18 protein-coding genes and 1 other RNA gene are annotated in these 18336 nt (G+C 68.3%); 10 read left to right on the top strand and 9 right to left on the bottom strand.

Going from position 1 to position 18336, the window contains the following annotated elements; all coding sequences use genetic code 11:
• Positions 1–10 precede the first annotated feature (10 nt).
• The 3 genes from clsB to cysK all read right to left on the bottom strand — a co-directional run bounded on the left by clsB (position 11) and on the right by cysK (position 3115).
• Positions 11–1222 (bottom strand): cardiolipin synthase ClsB, encoded by a 1212-nt coding sequence (gene clsB / locus DTPSY_RS15050; protein WP_015914285.1) that lies wholly within the window; start codon positions 1220–1222, stop codon positions 11–13.
• Positions 1222–1992 (bottom strand): endonuclease/exonuclease/phosphatase family protein, encoded by a 771-nt coding sequence (locus DTPSY_RS15045; protein WP_187148581.1) that lies wholly within the window; start codon positions 1990–1992, stop codon positions 1222–1224. Before DTPSY_RS15045 ends, clsB begins: the two co-directional genes overlap by 1 nt.
• Before the next feature lie 205 nt (positions 1993–2197).
• Positions 2198–3115, bottom strand: a complete 918-nt coding sequence (gene cysK, locus DTPSY_RS15040) for a cysteine synthase A (protein ID WP_011806815.1) — start codon at positions 3113–3115, stop codon at positions 2198–2200.
• Positions 3116–3358: 243 nt separating this feature from the next.
• Between cysK and DTPSY_RS18580 the strand changes: the two genes are divergently transcribed.
• Positions 3359–3529 carry a hypothetical protein gene (locus DTPSY_RS18580; RefSeq protein WP_015914283.1) on the top strand — a complete coding sequence of 57 codons (171 nt, stop codon included), beginning with the start codon at positions 3359–3361 and terminating at the stop codon, positions 3527–3529.
• Positions 3530–3577: 48 nt separating this feature from the next.
• Positions 3578–3919, top strand: an RNA gene (gene rnpB / locus DTPSY_RS17815) — RNase P RNA component class A.
• 65 nt (positions 3920–3984) lie between these two features.
• On the opposite strand, the gene DTPSY_RS15035 is transcribed toward rnpB, so the two are convergent.
• From DTPSY_RS15035 to DTPSY_RS15010, 6 genes are all read right to left on the bottom strand, one after another.
• Positions 3985–5109 carry a M48 family metallopeptidase gene (locus DTPSY_RS15035; protein ID WP_015914282.1) on the bottom strand — a complete coding sequence of 375 codons (1125 nt, stop codon included), beginning with the start codon at positions 5107–5109 and terminating at the stop codon, positions 3985–3987.
• Positions 5110–5167: 58 nt separating this feature from the next.
• Entirely contained in the window at positions 5168–6427 is a 1260-nt protein-coding gene (locus tag DTPSY_RS15030; protein WP_015914281.1) for a YjgN family protein, read from the bottom strand.
• Between the two features lie 147 nt (positions 6428–6574).
• Positions 6575–7375: an rRNA pseudouridine synthase gene (locus DTPSY_RS15025; RefSeq protein ID WP_015914280.1), complete on the bottom strand. Its 801-nt coding sequence runs from the start codon at positions 7373–7375 to the stop codon at positions 6575–6577.
• Positions 7368–9074 (bottom strand): MBL fold metallo-hydrolase, encoded by a 1707-nt coding sequence (locus DTPSY_RS15020; RefSeq protein ID WP_015914279.1) that lies wholly within the window; start codon positions 9072–9074, stop codon positions 7368–7370. Before DTPSY_RS15020 ends, DTPSY_RS15025 begins: the two co-directional genes overlap by 8 nt.
• Positions 9075–9108: 34 nt before the next feature.
• A complete protein-coding gene (locus DTPSY_RS15015; RefSeq protein ID WP_011806784.1) occupies positions 9109–9309 on the bottom strand; it encodes a hypothetical protein in 201 nt (66 codons plus the stop codon).
• A gap of 82 nt (positions 9310–9391) precedes the next feature.
• The gene (locus DTPSY_RS15010) at positions 9392–9589 is read right to left on the bottom strand and encodes a hypothetical protein (protein WP_015914278.1); all 198 of its coding nucleotides are present in this window, start codon (positions 9587–9589) and stop codon (positions 9392–9394) included.
• A 193-nt stretch (positions 9590–9782) separates the two neighbouring features.
• Here DTPSY_RS15010 and dapF point away from each other — a divergent pair, with 193 nt between their 5' ends.
• The 8 genes from dapF (at position 9783) to hslV (ending at position 18295) form a co-directional block, all read left to right on the top strand.
• Positions 9783–10661 carry a diaminopimelate epimerase gene (gene dapF, locus DTPSY_RS15005; protein ID WP_015914277.1) on the top strand — a complete coding sequence of 293 codons (879 nt, stop codon included), beginning with the start codon at positions 9783–9785 and terminating at the stop codon, positions 10659–10661.
• Positions 10658–11350 carry a DUF484 family protein gene (locus tag DTPSY_RS15000; RefSeq protein ID WP_011806781.1) on the top strand — a complete coding sequence of 231 codons (693 nt, stop codon included), beginning with the start codon at positions 10658–10660 and terminating at the stop codon, positions 11348–11350. The genes dapF and DTPSY_RS15000 overlap by 4 nt, the downstream gene beginning before the upstream one ends.
• Before the next feature lie 99 nt (positions 11351–11449).
• Complete coding sequence (locus DTPSY_RS14995) at positions 11450–12421, top strand: tyrosine-type recombinase/integrase (protein WP_015914276.1); 972 nt, start codon at positions 11450–11452, stop codon at positions 12419–12421.
• Positions 12422–12511: 90 nt separating this feature from the next.
• Positions 12512–13699: a class I SAM-dependent rRNA methyltransferase gene (locus tag DTPSY_RS14990; RefSeq protein ID WP_015914275.1), complete on the top strand. Its 1188-nt coding sequence runs from the start codon at positions 12512–12514 to the stop codon at positions 13697–13699.
• Between the two features lie 107 nt (positions 13700–13806).
• Positions 13807–14925, top strand: a complete 1119-nt coding sequence (locus DTPSY_RS14985) for a CobW family GTP-binding protein (RefSeq protein WP_015914274.1) — start codon at positions 13807–13809, stop codon at positions 14923–14925.
• A gap of 23 nt (positions 14926–14948) precedes the next feature.
• Positions 14949–15794, top strand: coding sequence for an RNA polymerase-binding protein DksA (dksA, locus tag DTPSY_RS18700; protein WP_228403853.1), 846 nt, complete (start codon positions 14949–14951; stop codon positions 15792–15794).
• A gap of 53 nt (positions 15795–15847) precedes the next feature.
• Positions 15848–17656, top strand: coding sequence for an STAS domain-containing protein (locus DTPSY_RS14975; protein ID WP_015914272.1), 1809 nt, complete (start codon positions 15848–15850; stop codon positions 17654–17656).
• Positions 17657–17749: 93 nt separating this feature from the next.
• Entirely contained in the window at positions 17750–18295 is a 546-nt protein-coding gene (gene hslV, locus DTPSY_RS14970) for an ATP-dependent protease subunit HslV (protein ID WP_015914271.1), read from the top strand.
• The last annotated feature ends 41 nt before the right edge of the window (positions 18296–18336 follow it).

Below are 18336 nucleotides of genomic sequence, written 5' to 3'. Positions count from 1 at the left end.
CTGCCTTGCCTCAGGACGCGCGCGCCGTTTGGTCAGCGGGCGGCTCGGCCTGCATGACGGCGATGGCGGGCTCGTGTCGGGGCAGCCAGCCCGCCCAGGCGGGAAACCAGCGCATGAGGTGGTACACGCAGTAGCCGCGCAGCAGGCGCAGGGCCTCCCAGGCGCCGCGCGGAGCGGGCTCCACCTGGCGGCAGTGCCGCTGCATCAGGCGCGACAGGCGCTGATACAGCAGCGCATTGAAGGAGGCATCGCGGATGACGACGTTCGCCTCCAGGTTGAGCGACAGGCTGAGGGGGTCGAGGTTGCTGGAGCCCACGGTGGACCACTCGCGGTCCACCAGCGCCACCTTGCCGTGCAGCGGGCGCTCGCAGTACTCGTAAATGTGCACTCCCGCGCGCAGCAGGTGGTCGTACAGCAGGCCGGCCGCGGTCTTCACGATGGGCATGTCGGGTTCGCCCTGCAGGATCAGGCGCACGTCCACCCCGCGCCGCGCCGCGCGGCGTAGCTCGCGCACCAGCCGGTAGCCGGGGAAGAAATACGCGTTGGCGATCACCACGCGCTCGCGCGCGGCGCGCAGGGCGATACGGTAGTGGCGCTCAATGTCGTTGGTATGCCGGTGGTTGTCGCGCGTGACGAACATGGCGTGGGCCGAGCCCGCTGCGGGCAGCTGCGGCGGCGGTCCTTGGGTGCGCTGGACAGACGGGGGCAGGACCGCCGTGCGGGTGAAGCGGTGCATGTGCGCCACGATGGGGCCATGCACCTCGACGGCATAGTCTTGCTTGGCCTGCGGGCCGAAGTCCGCCACATGGTCCGCCGAGTAGTTGATGCCGCCTATGAAGCCCAGCGTGCCGTCCACCACCACGATCTTGCGGTGCATGCGCCGCAGCAGGTTCAGGCGCTGGCCGAAAAGGCGCCGCCCTGGGTCGAACACACGAAAACGCACGCCCGCCTGCACCAGGCTGTCGACAAAATGATCAGGCAGGTCGGGCGAGCCAAAGCCGTCCACCAGCAGGTGCACCGACACGCCGCGCCGCGCCGCCTGCAGCAGCGCCGCGTGCAGCCCCTGGCCGATGTGGTCGTCGAACAGGATGAAGGTCTCCACCATCACCTCACGCTGCGCCTGGGCAATGGCCTCGAACACGCGCGGGAAGAACTCCTCGCCGTTCTCCAGCAGGCGAAAGTGGTTGCCGGGTATCCAGCGCGAGGACGGGCGCGGGCGCATCACAGGAGGATCTCCGCGGCCAGCGGCGCATGGTCCGACAGGCGGTTCCAGGGCCTGCGCGGCAGGCTCATCGGCGTGTGCACCGAGGTGCCGCGCACATAGATGCGGTCCAGCGGCAGCAGCGGCAGCGATGCGGGAAAGGTGCGCACGGCACGCCCGCAGGCTTGCACGAACACTTCATGCAGGCCGGCTTCGCGCTGCAGCACGTCGTGCGCGCGGCCGCGCCAGTCGTTGAAGTCACCCGCGACGATCACCGGGTCCTGCGTGGGAAACGAATGCACCAGCGCGGACACGCGGCGCAACTGCTGCTGGCGGTGCGCCTCCTGCAGGCCCAGATGTACGCAGATGGCATGGACCGGCCGTGCATGCTGGGGCGGCTGCAGCACGCAGTGCAGCATGCCGCGGCGCTCCGGGCCGCTCACCGAGATGTCGTGGTTCTCGTAGTGCACGATCGGGAACTTGGATAGCAACGCGTTGCCGTGGTGGCCATCGGTGTAGACCGCATTGCGGCCATAGGCGTACTGCGTCCAGATGGAGTCGGCCAGGAACTCGTAGTGCGGCTCCTGTGGGAAATTGGTCACGCGCCCCGCATGGCGCTGGTGCGTGCCCAGCACCTCCTGCAGGAACACAAGGTCGGCCGATACCTGGCGCACCGCCTCGCGCAACTCGTGCAACATGAAGCGGCGGTTGAAGGACGTGAACCCCTTGTGCACGTTCACGGTCAGCACCTTGAACGCGACGGGGGAGGAAGAGGGCGGGTTCTGAGTCATGGGGAAATCCAATGCCGGCCCGCTGCCGGGGGGCGCACCGCAGCGCGGCAGCGGAGGGCGATGGGGCATTGTTTCCCTGGCCGCCGGCACGCGGCTGTAGGACGGTGGACCATGCCGGTGCGTGAACATGCCGCGTCGTTGCGTTGGCGGCAAGGCATAAAAAAGGCCCCTTGCGGGGCCTTGTCGAAAACGTGCGCCAGGCGTGTCAGGCGGGCAGGAAACCCTCGACCGACAGATAGCGTTCGCCGGTGTCGTAGTTGAAGCCCAGCACCCGCGCGCCCGCGGGCAACTCAGGCAGCTTCTGGGCAATGGCGGCCAGTGTGGCGCCGGAGGAAATGCCCACCAGCAGACCTTCCTCGCGCGCGGCGCGGCGGGCGTATTCACGCGCGGGCTCGGCCTCGACCTGGATCACGCCGTCCAGCAGGCTGGTGTCCATGATCTGCGGCACGAAGCCCGCGCCCAGGCCCTGGATGGGGTGCGGGCCGGGCTGGCCGCCCGACAGCACGGGCGATTGCGAAGGCTCCACCGCGAACACCTTGAGCTGCGGAAACTGCGCCTTGAGCACGCGCGCCACGCCCGTGATGTGCCCGCCCGTGCCCACACCGGTGACGAGTGCGTCCAGCCCGTCGGGGAAGTCCGCGGCAATTTCCTGCGCCGTGGTGCGCATGTGCACCTCGACGTTGGCCGGGTTTTCGAACTGTTGGGGCATCCAACTGCCGGGTGTCGCGGCCACCAGTTCCTGCGCGCGGGCGATGGCGCCTTTCATGCCCTTTTCCTTGGGCGTGAGGTCGAAGCGGGCGCCGTAGGCCAGCATCAGGCGGCGGCGTTCGATGGACATGCTGTCAGGCATCACCAGCACCAGCTGGTAGCCCTTGACGGCCGCTACCAGCGCCAAGCCAATGCCGGTGTTGCCCGAGGTGGGCTCGATGATGGTGCCGCCTGGCTGCAGCGCGCCACTGCGCTCGGCCGCCTCGACCATCGCCAGGGCGATGCGGTCTTTGATGGAACCGCCGGGGTTGGCGCGCTCGGACTTCACCCACACGTTGGCACCCGCGCCGAACAGGCGATTGATGCGCACATGGGGGGTGTTGCCGATGGTGTGCAGGATGTTGTCGACTCGCATGGTGTCTCCAGGGTAGAGGGCGGGAATCCGGCAAAGCGGGAGAGGCGTCCATTGTGGGGGAGTCGTTCAGCGGCGTCGCGATATGGATATTCCCGCTGTGGATATGGCGCCGGCGTGAATCGTCCGCCTGTGGGCCGGCTCGATTGATGTGCATCAAGATTTGCCGGCGCGTGCGCGCCTGCCTGTGCCATCAGTAGGGTGTGCGCGCGACAATGGTCTCGTCTTCACTTTCCCTCCTGCGCCATGACCTTGCTGCATACCACCATGCTCATGCTCACCGCGAGCTGTGCGCTGATGCTGATCGGTTTCTCGGCGCGCGAGTCGCGCTGGGGCCCGGCGCTGATGATGGTGGGCATCGTGGGCGCGCTGCTGCTCATCGCCTACAACATCTTCCAGTTGTTGCCCGCGCATTGAGCGCGTGGCCGCGCGCCACAGCGGAGAAACGCGGATAATTGCGTCCGTGAAGCACGCCAGACCGCCGCTGGTGCAATCTGGGAAACCAGGCACTGGAGGAACGTCCGGACTGCACAGGACAGCGTAGCAGCTAACGGCTGCCCACCGTGAGGTGAGGATCAGAGCAACAGAGACGAGTCCCGGGGGAGTGCCTGCGAAGGCAGACCACTGGGGGTGAAACGGGCAATCTCTACGCGCAGCAATACCAAGTAGGCCAGCGTTGACGTGGTTCCGCGGAGCTGGCGGGTAGGTAGCACCGAGCCGTGGTGGTGACACCCGGCCCAGATTAATGGCGGTCACGCTGCGGGCAACCGCAGTGCACAGAATCCGGCTTATCGGCGCGCTTCACACTTTTATGCCAAAACAGCTGCCAGCCCTTGCCAGTCAAGCGCTGGCAGCTCTTTTTTCAGGAGCACTCAGGAGCAATACGGCGCACGGCCGGCGCGCAGCGCGGTGGCGCGCTCCAGCGTGTCCGGATGGGTGCTCAGCAGCGTCCACAGGCCGTGGGATTGCGGCGGGTCCTCGGGCGTGGACGGGGCCTTGCCGGCCTGCGGGGAGGGGGTTGTGGAATCCTCGTCCCGCAGCATGGCCAACAGCAGATCGCCCATCGGTGCGGTGGGCAGGCCGGCATGGCGCATCAGTGCGAGCGCGTGGCAGTCGGCCTCGCGCTCATGGGTGCGGCTGTAGGCCAGGCCCGTGAGCAACGAACTGCCCGTGGCCACCAGGCCGGACACGTCACCCAGCGCCAGCCCCAGCCCCACCTGCAGCACCCCCTGCTCGACGAGCATGCGCGTGGTATGCCGGTGGGCCACATGGCCGATCTCGTGCGCCAGCACGCCCACCAGCGCGTCGTCTTCCAGGTGTTGCGCGCGGGCGGTTTCCACCAGCGCATCGGTCATCACCACCGTGCCGCCGGGCAAGGCGAAGGCATTGGGCCCCAGGCCGGAGCGGAACGCGAGCGTGTAGTGCGGCGCGTAACCGCCATACCGCTGCAGCGCCGCGGGCGAAGCGGCCAGCAGCGCATCGAAACGTGCGCGCAGCGCGGCTTGGCGCGCAGGTGTGAGCGTGGTGGGCTTGAGCGTGCCCGCGTCCATCTGCGCCAGCGCACTCTGGGCCAGCGCCACCTCCCAGGCCAGCGGCACATGGCGCGTGAGCTGCGCGGCCAGCCAGGGCGTGCCGTGGCGGTAGAACGCGAACAAGCCGGCCACGGCCAGCACCAGGACGACGGCAAACACGCCCCAGCGCGTTTGCATGCGCTGCGCCAGCCCCGGCCGGTGGCCGGCCGCATCCAGCGCGGCCTGCCAGGCGGCGGGGTCGTCGATCTCCAGGCTACCGTCGTCGCCCAGATCGACCACGAGTTTTGGTTGCGGACGCCGGGCGTTCCAGGCCTCGGGCCAGGCCACGGCGCGGTGGGCAAAGCGGCGCGGCGGCGCACCGGGCACATGCAGTTCCAGCGCGGGGCCGTCGGGCGCGGGCAGCAGCCGCACCTGCACCGCGCGCGGTCGGCTGCTGCGCCCGTCGAACCAATGGGCGAGCACCATGCCCGTCAATGACGTCTCCGCGAGGGGGCGTCGGGCGAAGGTGTTTTGGGGCGGCCGGTCATCCGATCAGGTCCAGGCCCGCCGCATCAGCCAGCGCGTCGCCGATGCCGCCCGGCTGCTGCCGGCCCAGGCGCCCCGCCACCTGGTCCACGCCGCCCTTGACATGGACGGTGACGGATTCGAGCTTCATGCGGTATTCGCTCACCATGGCGAATGGGCGGAAGAACCCCAGCGTCAGTACCGTGAGCAGCATGTTGCGCAGCCGCAGCAGCACATATCCGCCCGTGCTGAGGTTGCACTTGAAGCGCGCGATGCGGCTCACACCGATGTTGCTCCAGGTCAGGCGAAATAGCGCGGCCTCGCGATAGGCGCGTGCCGGCGCGGTGGCCAGCATCATCGCCAGCAGCGCGCCCACGAAGGCCGCCATGATCAGCACGAAGATGCCCAGCCCCATCCCGCCCTTGCCCAGCTTGGACACGAGTCCGAGCGAGCCCGTGAAGAGGCCCGCGACCAGCGCGACGAGCACCAGCAGCGAGACGAGAAACACCGCCAGCGTGGCCAGCCACAGCTTCACGAAATCCATGTACACGGGCTTCCAGCGGCCGGCCTCGTTGCCGATGCGTGAGCGCAGCACCAGGAGGCTGCGGTAGTTGAACTCCAGCCGGATGATGCACAGCACCGTGAGCAGCAGGCCCAGTGCCACCAGACCTATCAGCGGCGCGGTGACCTCGGGCAGCTTGCGGCCGGTTTCTTCGTTCACCACCGCGGCCGGGGCCAGGGACTGCAGGCCCCAGAACACGCCCAGCCACACCAGTGCCAGAGCGAACACGGGCCAGCTGGCGGTGTAGACCTCGCGCCAGCTCGCCGCGAACTGCAGACGCAGCCCGCGCCAGCGCGTGTTGGCCAGGCGAAAGCGCATGGCGCTGCCCCAGATCAGCGGCGACAGGGCCGCGCCGCCCAGGATGAAAAGGCCCACGGCCGTGTCCTGCCCCGTGTTGACGGCCAATTGGTAGGCGACCGTGAGCAGCAGCAGCACGACGAAGCCCACCACCATGCGCCGCTGCTGCGCGGTGAATTCCAGGGGGCTGCCTGCCACCAGCGTGTGGCCGTAGAAGTACTGAGCCGTACGCCGCCGCGCCCAGGGGGTGTACAGGCCCAGCGTCAGAATGCTCAGCAGTACGTTCACGATCCACACGCGGAAGTACTCGCCGCCGCTGCCCGTGAAGCGCATGGTGTGTGGCTCGATGTCCTGTGACTCGAAGGACGAGCGCAGCCCAGAGCGCGCCCGCGCGCGCTCGGACGATACCTGGACGTCCATGGTTTTTCCCTCTCTGGTGGTTGTTGGCGCGCAGTGTAGCGCAGCACTAGGAGTGCTGTATCTTCTTGTTAAGAATGGCTGTATCGGTTGTCAATAAAGCGCTAGCAGCTATGTTTAGAGTAGCAATTCAGGCTTGGGCCACGGACCTCAGAACCGCTCCCACGGTTGCAGGTAGCGCCACTGCCCCTGGGGCACCTTGGCGAGCGGCACGCGGCCGATGCGGATGCGCTTGATGGCCCGCACGGACAGGCCCACGGCTTCGCACATGGCCGGGATCTGGCCGGGGCGGATGCCCTTGAGCGCGAAGCGCAGGCGTGTCTCGCTTTGCCAGCTGACCTTGATGGGCGGCAGCGGTCGGCCGTTGAAGCTCAGGCCGTGGCAGAGCTTTTGCAGGCCGCCGTCCGCGATCTGGCCTGCCACCTCCACGATGCACTCCTGTTCCAGCGTTTCGATGTCTTCCTGCAGTTTGCGGGCCACGCGCCGGTCCTGCGTGTAGACCACCAGGCCGCTGGCCTCGGTGGGCAGCGGCGTGAAGCATTCGAGCTGTTTGAAATGGCGCAGCAGCACGCGCGTGCCGGCGGCGTCTTCGGGCAGGTGCGACTGCGCGTTGAGCAGCGTGACGGCTTGCGGCGCGCCCTGGCTGCGGCTGCCGTGCGCGCCCGGTGCGCCGTGCGTCGCGCCAGTGACCAGGCCTAGCCCCGCCTCGTAGCCCGGCGGCTTGTGCAGCAGCAGGGTGACGGGGGTGAGCTCCATCAGATTGGCGTCTGGCGCCAGCACCACGCTTTGCGCGGACGCCACGCGCGCACCGGGCAGCTCGACCACCTGGCCGTCCACCGACACCCATCCGCCCTCGATGTACTGCTCTGCCGTGGTGCGCGAGCACTGGAACTGCTGCGCCACGCGCTTGGACAGGCGCACCGCGTCCGTTGGATGGCTGGACTCAGTCATTGCCGGGCTCCAGCATGCGGATGCGCTCCACATGCGCGAGCAGCGAGCGCTGCGCGATGGGCCACATGCGCGGCGGCACGTCGTCGTAGGCCAGGCGCACCCAGTCGTCCATGCTGCCTTCGGGCTGGGCCTGCATGGCGGCCAGCACCTTGGCCTCGCGCGCCAGGCGGTGGGCCTTCAGGCGTGCGATGGCGGTGCGCGCCCCATCTTCCGGGCCTCCCAGCACGTAGCCGTGCGCGGGCAGGATGAATTCGGCGCCGTGCTCGGCGCACAGCGCGTCCAGCCGGTCCAGCGAATCCAGGTAGTCCGCCATGTTGCCGTCGGGCGGGTCGATGACCGTGGTGCTGCCGTTCAGGATGTGGTCGCCCGAGAACAGCAGCCCGTCCTCGCGCAGCAGCAGGCACAGATGGTTGGCTGCATGGCCGGGCGTGTGGATGACCTGCAGGGTATGGGTGATTTCGCCATCCGGCCCTTGTCCAGCAAGCGTGAGAAGCTCATTATCTTGTAGCGAACGGTCGGGCGTGAATTGGCTGGCTGCACGCGCCGTGGGCGCCGAGGGCAGTCCCAGGATGGGCGGTGCGGCGCGCCCGGCGCGCACGCACATCGCCTGCAGCGGCGCGGCGCCGGGGGAGTGGTCGGGGTGCGAATGGGTGCACACGATCATGCGGATGTCCCCCCCCGCGGCGCGCCAGAGCTTGTCCAGGTGCTCGGTGTCGGCCGGACCGGGGTCGATGGCGATGTAGCCCGTGGCCGGGTCGCCCACCAGGTAGCTGTTGGTGCCGGGGCCGGTCATCACGCCGGGGTTGGGGGCGGTGAGGCGCTGCACGTTCTTCAGCAGCGGCACGGGCGTCTCGCTCTGCCAGTCCAGCGCATGCTCGCCGCGGCCCGTGGGCGTGACCAGCGCTAGCTCGCCGAAAGGCGCCTCGTCCTCCATGAAGCGCGCCTCCTTGCCGCCCAGCAGGCCCGAGCGCGGGCTGCTGACCCACAGAGGCTGCTCGTGCGCGACGGCGGCGAGCACGGCGTCCACGTCCGCAAACTGCGCCAGGCGCTGCAGCGTGCGGATGGTGGGGAAGATCATGAAGAACTGCCCCGCCTCGTGGCGCGCCAGCGCGTCGGCCGGGCTCACCCACACGGGCTCGAACTGCTCGGACTCGTCGGCCACGGGCTCCTGCCCCTCGGGCATGCGCGCGACGAGAAAGGGCACGGCGAAGCGCTTCGGTAAATTGCGGTCGGCCGTCCAGTGGGCCAGCCAGTACACGCGGTCGGCCGCCAGGCGCAGGCCGCGCGCGGCGCATTGCGCGGCGAACGTGGTGCCGGCCGGTGCTTGGCGTGCGATGGCGGCGATGTCGTCGGCCCCGGCCCAGCGGCCGTCGCCGTGGCGCGCCAGCAGCACGCCCAGCTCCTCGAAGCTTTCGCGGATGGCGGCCAGCGCGTCGGTCAGGCGCGCGGCGGTCTGCGCCGGGCGGTGGTCGGCCAGGGCGTGGGTGGCGGGGTCGGCGTCCTGCGTCTCGATGCCGCCGCCGGGGAACACGTAGGCGCCGGGCACGAAGCTGGCCTTGTCGGAGCGGCGCGTCATCAGCACCTGCAGCGTGCTGCCGCCGCCGGGTTGGGGCGCATCGCGCAGCAGCAGCACGGTGGCCGCGTGAAGGGGGGTGACCGGTTCGCGGTGGGGGTGTAGTTGTTGGCTCAGGCGTGGCATCGGCGCATTATCGGCAGGCGCACGCCGCCCGCCATCAGCCCTGCAGCGGGCGCAGCTGGGACAGGCGCTCCAGCACCGGGCCGATCAGCGGCTTGGCGCGCGGGATGCCCACGCTCCAGAGCATCTCCAGCAGCTCGATCAGCGCGGCGCCGTCGGCGCTGCGCTGCACGAGATGGGTGGCGGTGGCAACGTCTTCGGCGTGCAGCCGGTCAAGTACGTCAACGGTCAGAGTCATGGTGGCCTCGCTCTCTCTTTTCTGGGGCGATCAAAGGGACAACCTGCCCATGCCGGCCGAACCGCATCCGCGGCGGACGTGTTCAATCCGTGGGACGCAGCTGCAGCAGCCGCTGGAGCACGGGCTCCAGCAACTGCGGCGCGCGCGGAATGCCGCAGTTCCACAGCATCTCCAGCAGTTCGATGAGCGCCACGGCGTCGGCGCTGTCTTGCACCAGTTCCGTCGCGGCATTCGGGTCGGCGGCATGCAGCCGGTCGAGTACATCCATCGTCAGGGTCATCGCACCTCCGTTGTCGTTATCGTGGCCCGCCGCTGCCGGCAGGGCGGCGCGGCGGGAACCCCGGATGCTCCCCATGCAGCCCAGGGCGGGCTGATCGAAATCAATAGCCGAGCAAAAAACTCGGATGTCAGCCGTGCGGGGTTTCCCCGTGGTTGCACCCAGGCGACGCGCGCATGCGGCGGATAATCGCGCCATGCACATCCGCTTCACCAAGATGCAGGGCGCGGGCAACGACTTCGTGGTACTTGACGAGACGCAGGGACGCCTGGGGCTCACGCCCGCGCAGTACCGCTTTCTGGCCGACCGCCACTTCGGCGTGGGCGCCGACCAGATCCTCACCGTGCGCCCCTCGCCCGGCGCGGGCATCGACTTCGAATACGTGATCCACAACGCCGACGGCGGCCAGGTGGAGCAGTGCGGCAACGGCGCACGCTGCTTCGCGCGCTATGTGCGCGACAAGGGCCTCACCGCGCAGGACACGATCCGCGTGCAGACCATGGCCGGCGTCATCGCCCCGCACCTGACCGCCGACGGCCGTGTGACGGTGGACATGGGCCGCCCCGAGCTGGAGCCGGCGCGCGTGCCGTTCGACACCACGGGCCTCGCGCCCGTGTCGCAAGGTTCAGGCCAAAAATGGCCTCTGGCGCTTGATGGACAGGCGTCAGAAGCTACGCTATTAGTAGCAGTGGTGTCCATGGGCAACCCGCACGCCGTCCAGTTGGTCGACGATGTGGACACTGCCCCCGTGGCGCAGACCGGTCCCTTGATCGAAAGCCACCCGCGCTTTCCCCAGCGCGTGAACGCGGGCTACCTGCAGATCGTGAACCGTGGTGAAGTGCGCCTGCGCGTGTACGAGCGCGGCGCGGGCGAGACGCTGGCCTGCGGCACGGGCGCCTGCGCCGCCGTGGTGGCCGGCATCCGCCTGGGGCTGTTGGATGCGCGCGTGCAGGTGCACACGCGGGGCGGCCTGCTCACCATCGACTGGGCCGGCGGCTTGCAAGACCCCGTGTTCATGACCGGCCCCGCTACCACCGTCTTCGAAGGCGAGATCGACATTCCGGACGCTTTATGACCTCTTCCTCTCCCGTATCCCCCATCACCGAAGACGACATCGCGCACTTCCTGGCGAACACGCCGGGCTTCTTCGAGCGCCATGCCGAGTTGCTGGCCAGTGTCACCATCGCCAGCCCCCACGGCCAGCGCGCCGTGAGCCTGCACGAGCGCCAGGCCGAGATGCTGCGCGAGAAGATCAAGGGCCTGGAACACCGCGTGATGGAGATGGTGCGCCACGGTACCGAGAACGCCGCCATCACCCAGAAGATCCACCAGTGGACGCGCGAGGTGGCCGCCGTGCGCGATGCGGCCCGCCTGCCGCGCGCCGTGGAGAACGGCCTGCGCACGCTGTTCGACGTGCCACAGGTCGCGCTGCGGGTGTGGAACGTCGCGCCCGAGCACGCGGGCCTCGTCGCCACCCAGCCGGTGAGCGAGGACCTGCGCCTGTTCGCCTCGTCGCTGACCATGCCGTTCTGCGGGCCCAACCTGGGTTTCGAGGCCACGGCCTGGCTGCCCGAGGCGGGCGAGGTGCAGTCGCTGGCGCTGCTGCCGCTGCGCGAAGGCGCGATCGACAGCGCCGACCAGCCGGCCTTCGGCCTGATCGTGCTGGGCTCGCACGATCCGCACCGCTTCGAGGCCACCATGGGCACGGAATTCCTCTCGCGCATGGCCGAGCTTGCCAGCTCGGCACTGTCGCGCATGCGATGAAAAAGTGAGCGGCTTGCGCTGAATGGATAAGGGTTTGCGTAGGTTTTTTGCCTGAAAACACCACGCATCAAGCGCAAGAAGCTTCTTATTCAGTAGCAAATGAACGGTACGCCAGTTGCCCTGCACCTGCCGCCTGAGGCGTTGCAGTACCTGGAGCATGTGCGCGTGGAAAAGCGCCTGGCCGCGCGCACCCTCACGCTCTACACGCTGGACCTGCAGCGCCTGGCCGCCATGGCCGCGGGCGTGGATCTGCCGCTGCTGCGCCTGACCAGCGCGCACATCCGCCGCTTCGTCGCGCAGATGCATGCCGGCGGGCGCAGCGGGCGCGGCATCGCGCTCATCCTCTCGGGCTGGCGGGGTTTTTACACCTGGGCCGCGCGCCAGGGGCTGGTGCCGCACAACCCCGTGCAGGACGTGCGCGCGCCCAAGGCGCCCAAGCCCCTGCCCAAGGCCCTGCCCGTGGACGAAGCGGTGCGCCTGGCCGAGCACCAAGAGACGGGCGCCGACCCCTGGCTGGAGGCGCGCGACGCGGCCATCGTCGAGCTGCTCTACGGCTGCGGCCTGCGTGTGGGCGAACTGGTGGGCCTGGACGTGGCGCCCAGCCCCGCCGCGCACCAGCAGGGGCGCGGCTGGGTGGACCTGCAGGCGGGCGAGGCGCATGTCTTCGGCAAGGGCTCCAAGCGACGCAGCGTGCCCGTGGGCCGTGCCGCCGCCGCGGCCCTGCAGGCCTGGCTGGCGCAGCGCGCGCTGCCGTTTGGCGCCGCGGGCGCGGCGCGGCTGGAGCCGGCGCTGTTCATCGGCCGGCGCGGCGCGCGGCTCACGGCGCAGTCCGTCTGGTTGCGCCTGCGCCAGCGCAGCCAGGTGGCGGGCCTGACCACGCCCGTGCACCCGCACATGCTGCGCCACTCGTTCGCCAGCCACCTGCTGCAGTCCAGTGGCGACCTGCGCGCCGTGCAGGAGCTGCTGGGCCACGCCAACATCACCACCACCCAGGTCTACACGCGGCTGGATTTCCAGCACCTGGCGCGGGTGTACGACGCGGCGCACCCGCGCGCGCGGCGCAAGCCCTAGGTGGGCGGCGGCGGGCGGTAGCCTGGTCCCGCACGCTCTGCGTCCGGCCGGTGCGACAAAAGCGCTCACCCGCGCGCGCACAATCCAGGGATGAAAACCATTCGACTGAAACCCGGCAAGGAGCGTTCGCTGCAGCGCCGCCATCCCTGGATTTTTGAAGGTGCCATCGCCAAGGGCGGCGGCGACAGCGGCGAGACGGTGCGGGTGGAGTCGGCGGAGGGCCAGTTTCTTGCCTGGGCAGCGTTCAGCCCCCAGTCGCGCATCCGTGCCCGGGTGTGGAGCTTTGACGAGAAGCAGCGCATCGATGCTTCTTTTTTTATAGCTGCTTGCGCCCGATCCATAAGCGCTAGAGGCCGTTTTTATATTGAAAGCAATGGCGTGCGGCTGGTCCATGGCGAATCCGATGGGCTGCCGGGGCTGATCGTGGACCGCTACGAGGACACGCTGGTGGCCCAGTTCACCAGCGCGGGCACGGAGCGCTGGAAGGCCGTCATCGCCGATGCGCTGCTTCAGGCGACAGGCCTGTCGCGCCTGTACGAGCGCTCCGACGCCAGCGTGCGCCAGTTGGAAGGCCTGGCGCCGGCCACCGGCTGGCTGCGCGGGCAGGGGCCGCAGGAGCTGACGATCCGCGAGCATCGCTGGCGGCTCACGCTCGATATTGCCGAAGGGCACAAGACGGGCTTCTACCTCGACCAGCGCGACAGCCGGCACCATTTCTTTGGCACGGTGCAGCGCCTGGGCCTGCAGCGTGTACTCAACTGCTATTGCTATACGGGCGGCTTCACGGTGGCGGCGCTGGCCGGCGGCGCGGGGCAGGTCACGTCCATCGATTCTTCCGGCCCCGCGCTGGAGCGTGCGCGGGCGCACGTGCAATTGAACGGGTTTGACGCGGCGCGGGCCGAATTTCTGGATGCCGACGTGAATGGATCCCTGCGCCGCTTCCTGGCCGAAGGGCGGCGCTTTGACGCCATCGTGCTCGACCCGCCGAAGTTCGCCCCCACGGCGGCGCATGCCGAGCGTGCGGCGCGCGCGTACAAGGACATCAACCGCCTCGCGCTGCAACTGCTGGAGCCGGGCGGCGTGCTGTATACCTTTTCCTGCTCGGGCGGCATCAGCGCCGACCTGTTTCACAAGATCGTGGCCTCGGCGGGTGCGGATGCGGGCGTGGACGGCTACGTGCTGGGGCGCTTGGCCGGCGCGCCCGACCACCCGATGACGCTGGAGTTCCCCGAGGGCGAGTACCTCAAGGGTCTGGCCATCATGCGCAAGCCGGCATGACGCTGCGGGCGCGAAGGTCTTGACAGGCTCTGTACACTGAAATTCGATTCCCATGCGGCGGTCGTCCAGGCCGCCGTTTTGCGTTTGCACTCCACGGAAAGCGACCCATGGCCCTGATTCCCGTCACCATCCTCACCGGCTTCCTCGGCTCCGGCAAGACCACGCTGCTCAAGCGCGTGCTGTCCGAAATGCACGGCCAGAAGATCGCCGTGATCGAAAACGAGTTCGGCGAGGAAAACATCGACACCGACATCCTCAAGACCGAGTCCAAAGAGCAGATTCTGCAGATGAGCAACGGCTGCATCTGCTGCACCATCCGCGAGGATCTGCGCGAAACCCTGCAGCTGTTGGCTGCCAAGCGCCGCAAGGGGCTGGTGGCGTTCGACCGCGTGGTGATCGAGACCACGGGGCTTGCCGACCCCGGCCCCGTGGCGCAGACTTTTTTCATGGACGATGAGATCGCCGAGACCTATCTTATCGATTCCATCATTACTTTGGTGGACGCCAAGCACGCCCAACAGCAGCTGGACGACCGCCAGGAGGCACGCCGGCAGGTGGGCTTTGCCGACCAGATCTTCCTGTCCAAGACCGACCTGGTGAGCGAGGAGGAAAAGAACGACCTGATCCACCGCCTCAAGCACATGAACCCGCGCGCGCCCATCCGCGCGGTGCATTTTGGCGATGTGCCGCTGGCCGAGGTGCTGGACCTGCGTGGCTTCAATCTCAACGCCAAGCTGGACATCGACCCGGACTTCTTGAAGGAAGAAGACGCGCACGACCACAGCCATTGCGACCATGACCACGGGCACTGCGAACACGAGCACGACCATGGTCATGGCCATGCGCACGGCGAGCACGGCGGCCACGACCATGGCCATGAGCACAAGCATGACGAGCACTGCAAGCACCCGCATCACCACCACCATGACGACGACGTCAAGAGCTTTGTCTACCGCGCCGACCGTGCCTTCGATCCGGCCAAGCTGGAGGACTTCCTGGGCGCCATCGTCAATATCTACGGCCCGCGCATGCTGCGCTACAAGGGCGTGCTGAATATGAAAGGCACCGACCGCAAGGTGATCTTCCAGGGCGTGCACCAGCTCATGGGCAGCGACCTGGGTCCCCAGTGGGCCGAAGGCGAGGCGCGCCAGAGCAAGATGGTGTTCATCGGCATCGACCTGCCGCAGGACATCCTGCAACAGGGGCTGGAGCAGTGCCTGGTGTGAGACCCGTGGTGGCTGGCGGTAAAGTGCACTACGCCTGTGTGGTATCCACAACGTTTTGCGCTCGGCCAGCGCAGGTCTATACAATCGCGCCCCGGCAAAAACGCCCCCTGGGGCGCGTGCCATTCGCACCGTGCTGCACGAGGGGCCCTGGGCCCCGCACGCAGGCGGAAAAAGCCCGAACTGCGAGGAGACAGGAAGTGAAAGCCCAGTCCAGCAAAGCCCAGGCTGCGGCCCAGGCCAAGCGCGCGGGCGACGAACCCGCGCCGGTAACCGCGCGGCGCCTCCGGCCTTCTCCTTCCGGTTCCGGGCAATTGACCGTACCATCCAAGGCCACCGCGGCGGCGCCCGGCGCCCCCGAAGCCAGCTTTACCCAAACTATGCCTACGACCCTGCAAACCCCTGTGGCGGCCGCCAAGAAAGATCCCAAGCTGGCCAACAACTGGAAGACCAAGTCTGCCGAAGACCTGACGGATGCCGAAGTGCTGGCCATGCCCGAGAGCGAGTACATGAATGAGAAGCAGCTGGCGTTCTTCCGCCACAAGCTGGCTCAGCTCAAGCAGGACATGCACAACAACGCGGGCGAAACCACCGAGCACCTGCGCGAGGACACCGTCGTGGTCCCTGATCCGGCCGACCGCGCGACGATCGAGGAAGAGCACGCGCTGGAACTGCGCACGCGCGACCGCGAGCGCAAGCTGCTCAAGAAGATCGAGCAGTCCATCGCGCGCATCGACGCCGGCGACTACGGTTATTGCGACGAGACGGGCGAGCCCATCGGCGTAGGCCGCCTGCTGGCACGCCCCACGGCTACGCTGTCGCTGGAGGCGCAGCAGCGCCGCGAACTCAAGCAGAAAATGTTTGGTGACTGATCCAGCGGTCGATTACCGCGAGACGCCCGCACTGCGCACGCCCATTTGCATCCATGAGCAAGGAAGACACCACCACATCCGGCGGCCTGCTGTCCAAGATGGTGCGGTTCGTGCGCAATCCCACCGTCAACTGGTCCGATCTCGATGCGGTCGAGGCGGACCGCGAGAGCCAGTACAGCAAGCAGATGCTCAAGGAGATGATCGAGCGCAAGCGGCGCAACGATTTCGTGCGCCGCCGCGAGTTCGATCAGCTGCGCAAGCTGCGCCAGCGCGAGGCCCTGCACGGCCAGCGCCCTGAAGACATCACTGCGCGCACGTCGTTCTTCCAGACCAGCATGACCTCGCCCGATGAGCGGGCCGTCACGCTCAAGAAGATCGACGAGATCGAGGCGCAGATGTCGCAGCAATGGTGGAAAGGCAAAGGGTCGGGCGAAACCCCGGCCCCAACCCCTGCGGCGCCCGCGCCTGACGGTGCGGCGCTGCCCTCAGCGTCCGCAGCCCCCGCGCCGCGACCCGCACCGGTGGCTGCCGCGGCTTTTGCCGCCGCACCCATCGCAGGACAACCGTCGCCTGCGGCCGCGGCCATGGCGGCGGCGCTGGCCTCCAGCGGGCTGGCCGGCGACCCCGCGCGCGCCTTTGCGCCGACTGCGCCGCTGAGCCTGCCGCCGACGCTCGACAAGGCGCCCGCCGTCGAGCCGATGTTCCACGACGCGAGCCCGGTGGTCGTACCCCCGCCGCTCGCGGAGGACGCGCCGCAACCCGCGCCGTCCCAACCGGAGAAGTTCGTGCACGAACCCGACCTGGAAGAGGCCGCGATCCGCTTTGCCAATGGCGACTATGCCGGCGCGGAGTCGGGCCTGAAGGAAGTGCTGGTCCAACACCAGCACAGTGACCCCCAGCAGCAGCATGACATCTGGATGACCCTGTTTGACCTGTACCGGGCTACGGGCCAGCAGGAGCCTTTCGACGCGCTGGCCATTGACTATGCCGCTCGTTTCGGTCGCTCGGCGCCGCTGTGGTTCTCGTTGCCCGAACAGCTGGGTTTGAAGGCCATGACGCCTGACGTGGGTGCACCCGCCATCCCGCAGAGGGAACTGAGCTGGAGTGCGCAATCCACCCTCACGCAGCAATCGATTGCGGCGCTGCAGGCCTCGCTGGCGCGTTCCGCGCCGCCCTGGACCCTGAACTGGACGCGGCTGACCGCGATCGATCTGCCAGCGGTCACCGCGCTGGCCGAGCTGTTCGAGGCCTGCGCGGAGCGGGATGTGCAGATCCACTTCGTTGGCACCGCCGCGCTGCAGGGGGTCCTGCAGGCCCACACCCAGTCGGGGGACCGCGGCGCCGATCCACAGTGGTGGCGGCTGCGCATGGCGGCGCTACGGCTCATGGGGCTGCCCGATGAATTCGAACTCGTCGCGCTGGACTACTGCGTCACCTACGAGGTCTCGCCGCCATCGTGGGTGCCTCCGCGCTGCGGCTACAGCGGCGACGACGGTGCGCAGCCACCGGCCACGCCCGAGGCGGCCGACAGCTCGCTGTACGCGTCGGGGTTCGCGCTGTCGCAGCCGGGCGGCGTGGACGAGGGGCCTGCCGCCACGCTCGAAGGCCACATCGAGGGGGATGCGTCCTCCGTCCTGGAGCCGCTGGAGCCTCTCGTGCGCCCCGGTGTGCCGCTGAACGTGGCCTGCGACCGGCTGATCCGCATCGATTTCGCTGCCGTGGGCTCGGTGCTGAACTGGGCGGCCACCCAGCAGGCGCAAGGGCATGTGGTGCAGTTCACCAACCTGCACCGGTTGGTCGCCGTGTTCTTCAACGTGATCGGCGTGAACGAGCACGCCTGGGTGGTGCCCCGCAAGAACTGAGGCCGCACCGGCTATTTGCCACTCCGGGGCCGTTGCCGAGAAGGTGCTCTGCCGTGCTTGCAAGGCGGCGCAGCGCCCCCATATGCACGAGCTATGGAACAGTACCACGGCACCACCATCCTCAGCGTCCGACGCCAGACGGCAGACGGCATCCAGGTCGCCCTTGGCGGCGACGGACAGGTCACCCTGGGCAACATCGTTGTCAAGGGCACGGCGCGCAAGGTGCGCAAGCTCTACCAGGGGCGGGTCCTGGCGGGCTTTGCCGGCGCCACGGCCGATGCGTTCACGCTGTTTGAGCGTTTCGAGGCCAAGCTGGAAAAGCACCAGGGCCAACTGACGCGCGCGGCCATCGAACTCACCAAGGATTGGCGTACCGACCGCGTGCTGCGCCGCCTGGAGGCCATGCTGGCCGTGGCGGACCATTCCGCGTCCCTCATCATCACCGGCAACGGCGACGTGCTGGAGCCCGAGCAGGGCATCGTCGCCATCGGCTCGGGCGGCGCCTACGCCCACTCGGCCGCCAAGGCGCTCTTGAGCAACACCGACCTGCCCGCGGCCGAGATCGTCAAGAAGTCGCTGGAGATCGCGGGCGAGCTGTGCATCTACACCAACATGCACCACACCATCGAGACGTTGTAGGCGTCGTGTGGTTGGCTATCTTTTTTGTAGCTGTTTGCGCT

Source organism: [Acidovorax] ebreus TPSY (genome assembly GCF_000022305.1).
GTDB lineage: Bacteria > Pseudomonadota > Gammaproteobacteria > Burkholderiales > Burkholderiaceae_C > Diaphorobacter > Diaphorobacter nitroreducens.
This window is presented reverse-complemented; position numbering and strand designations above follow the sequence as displayed.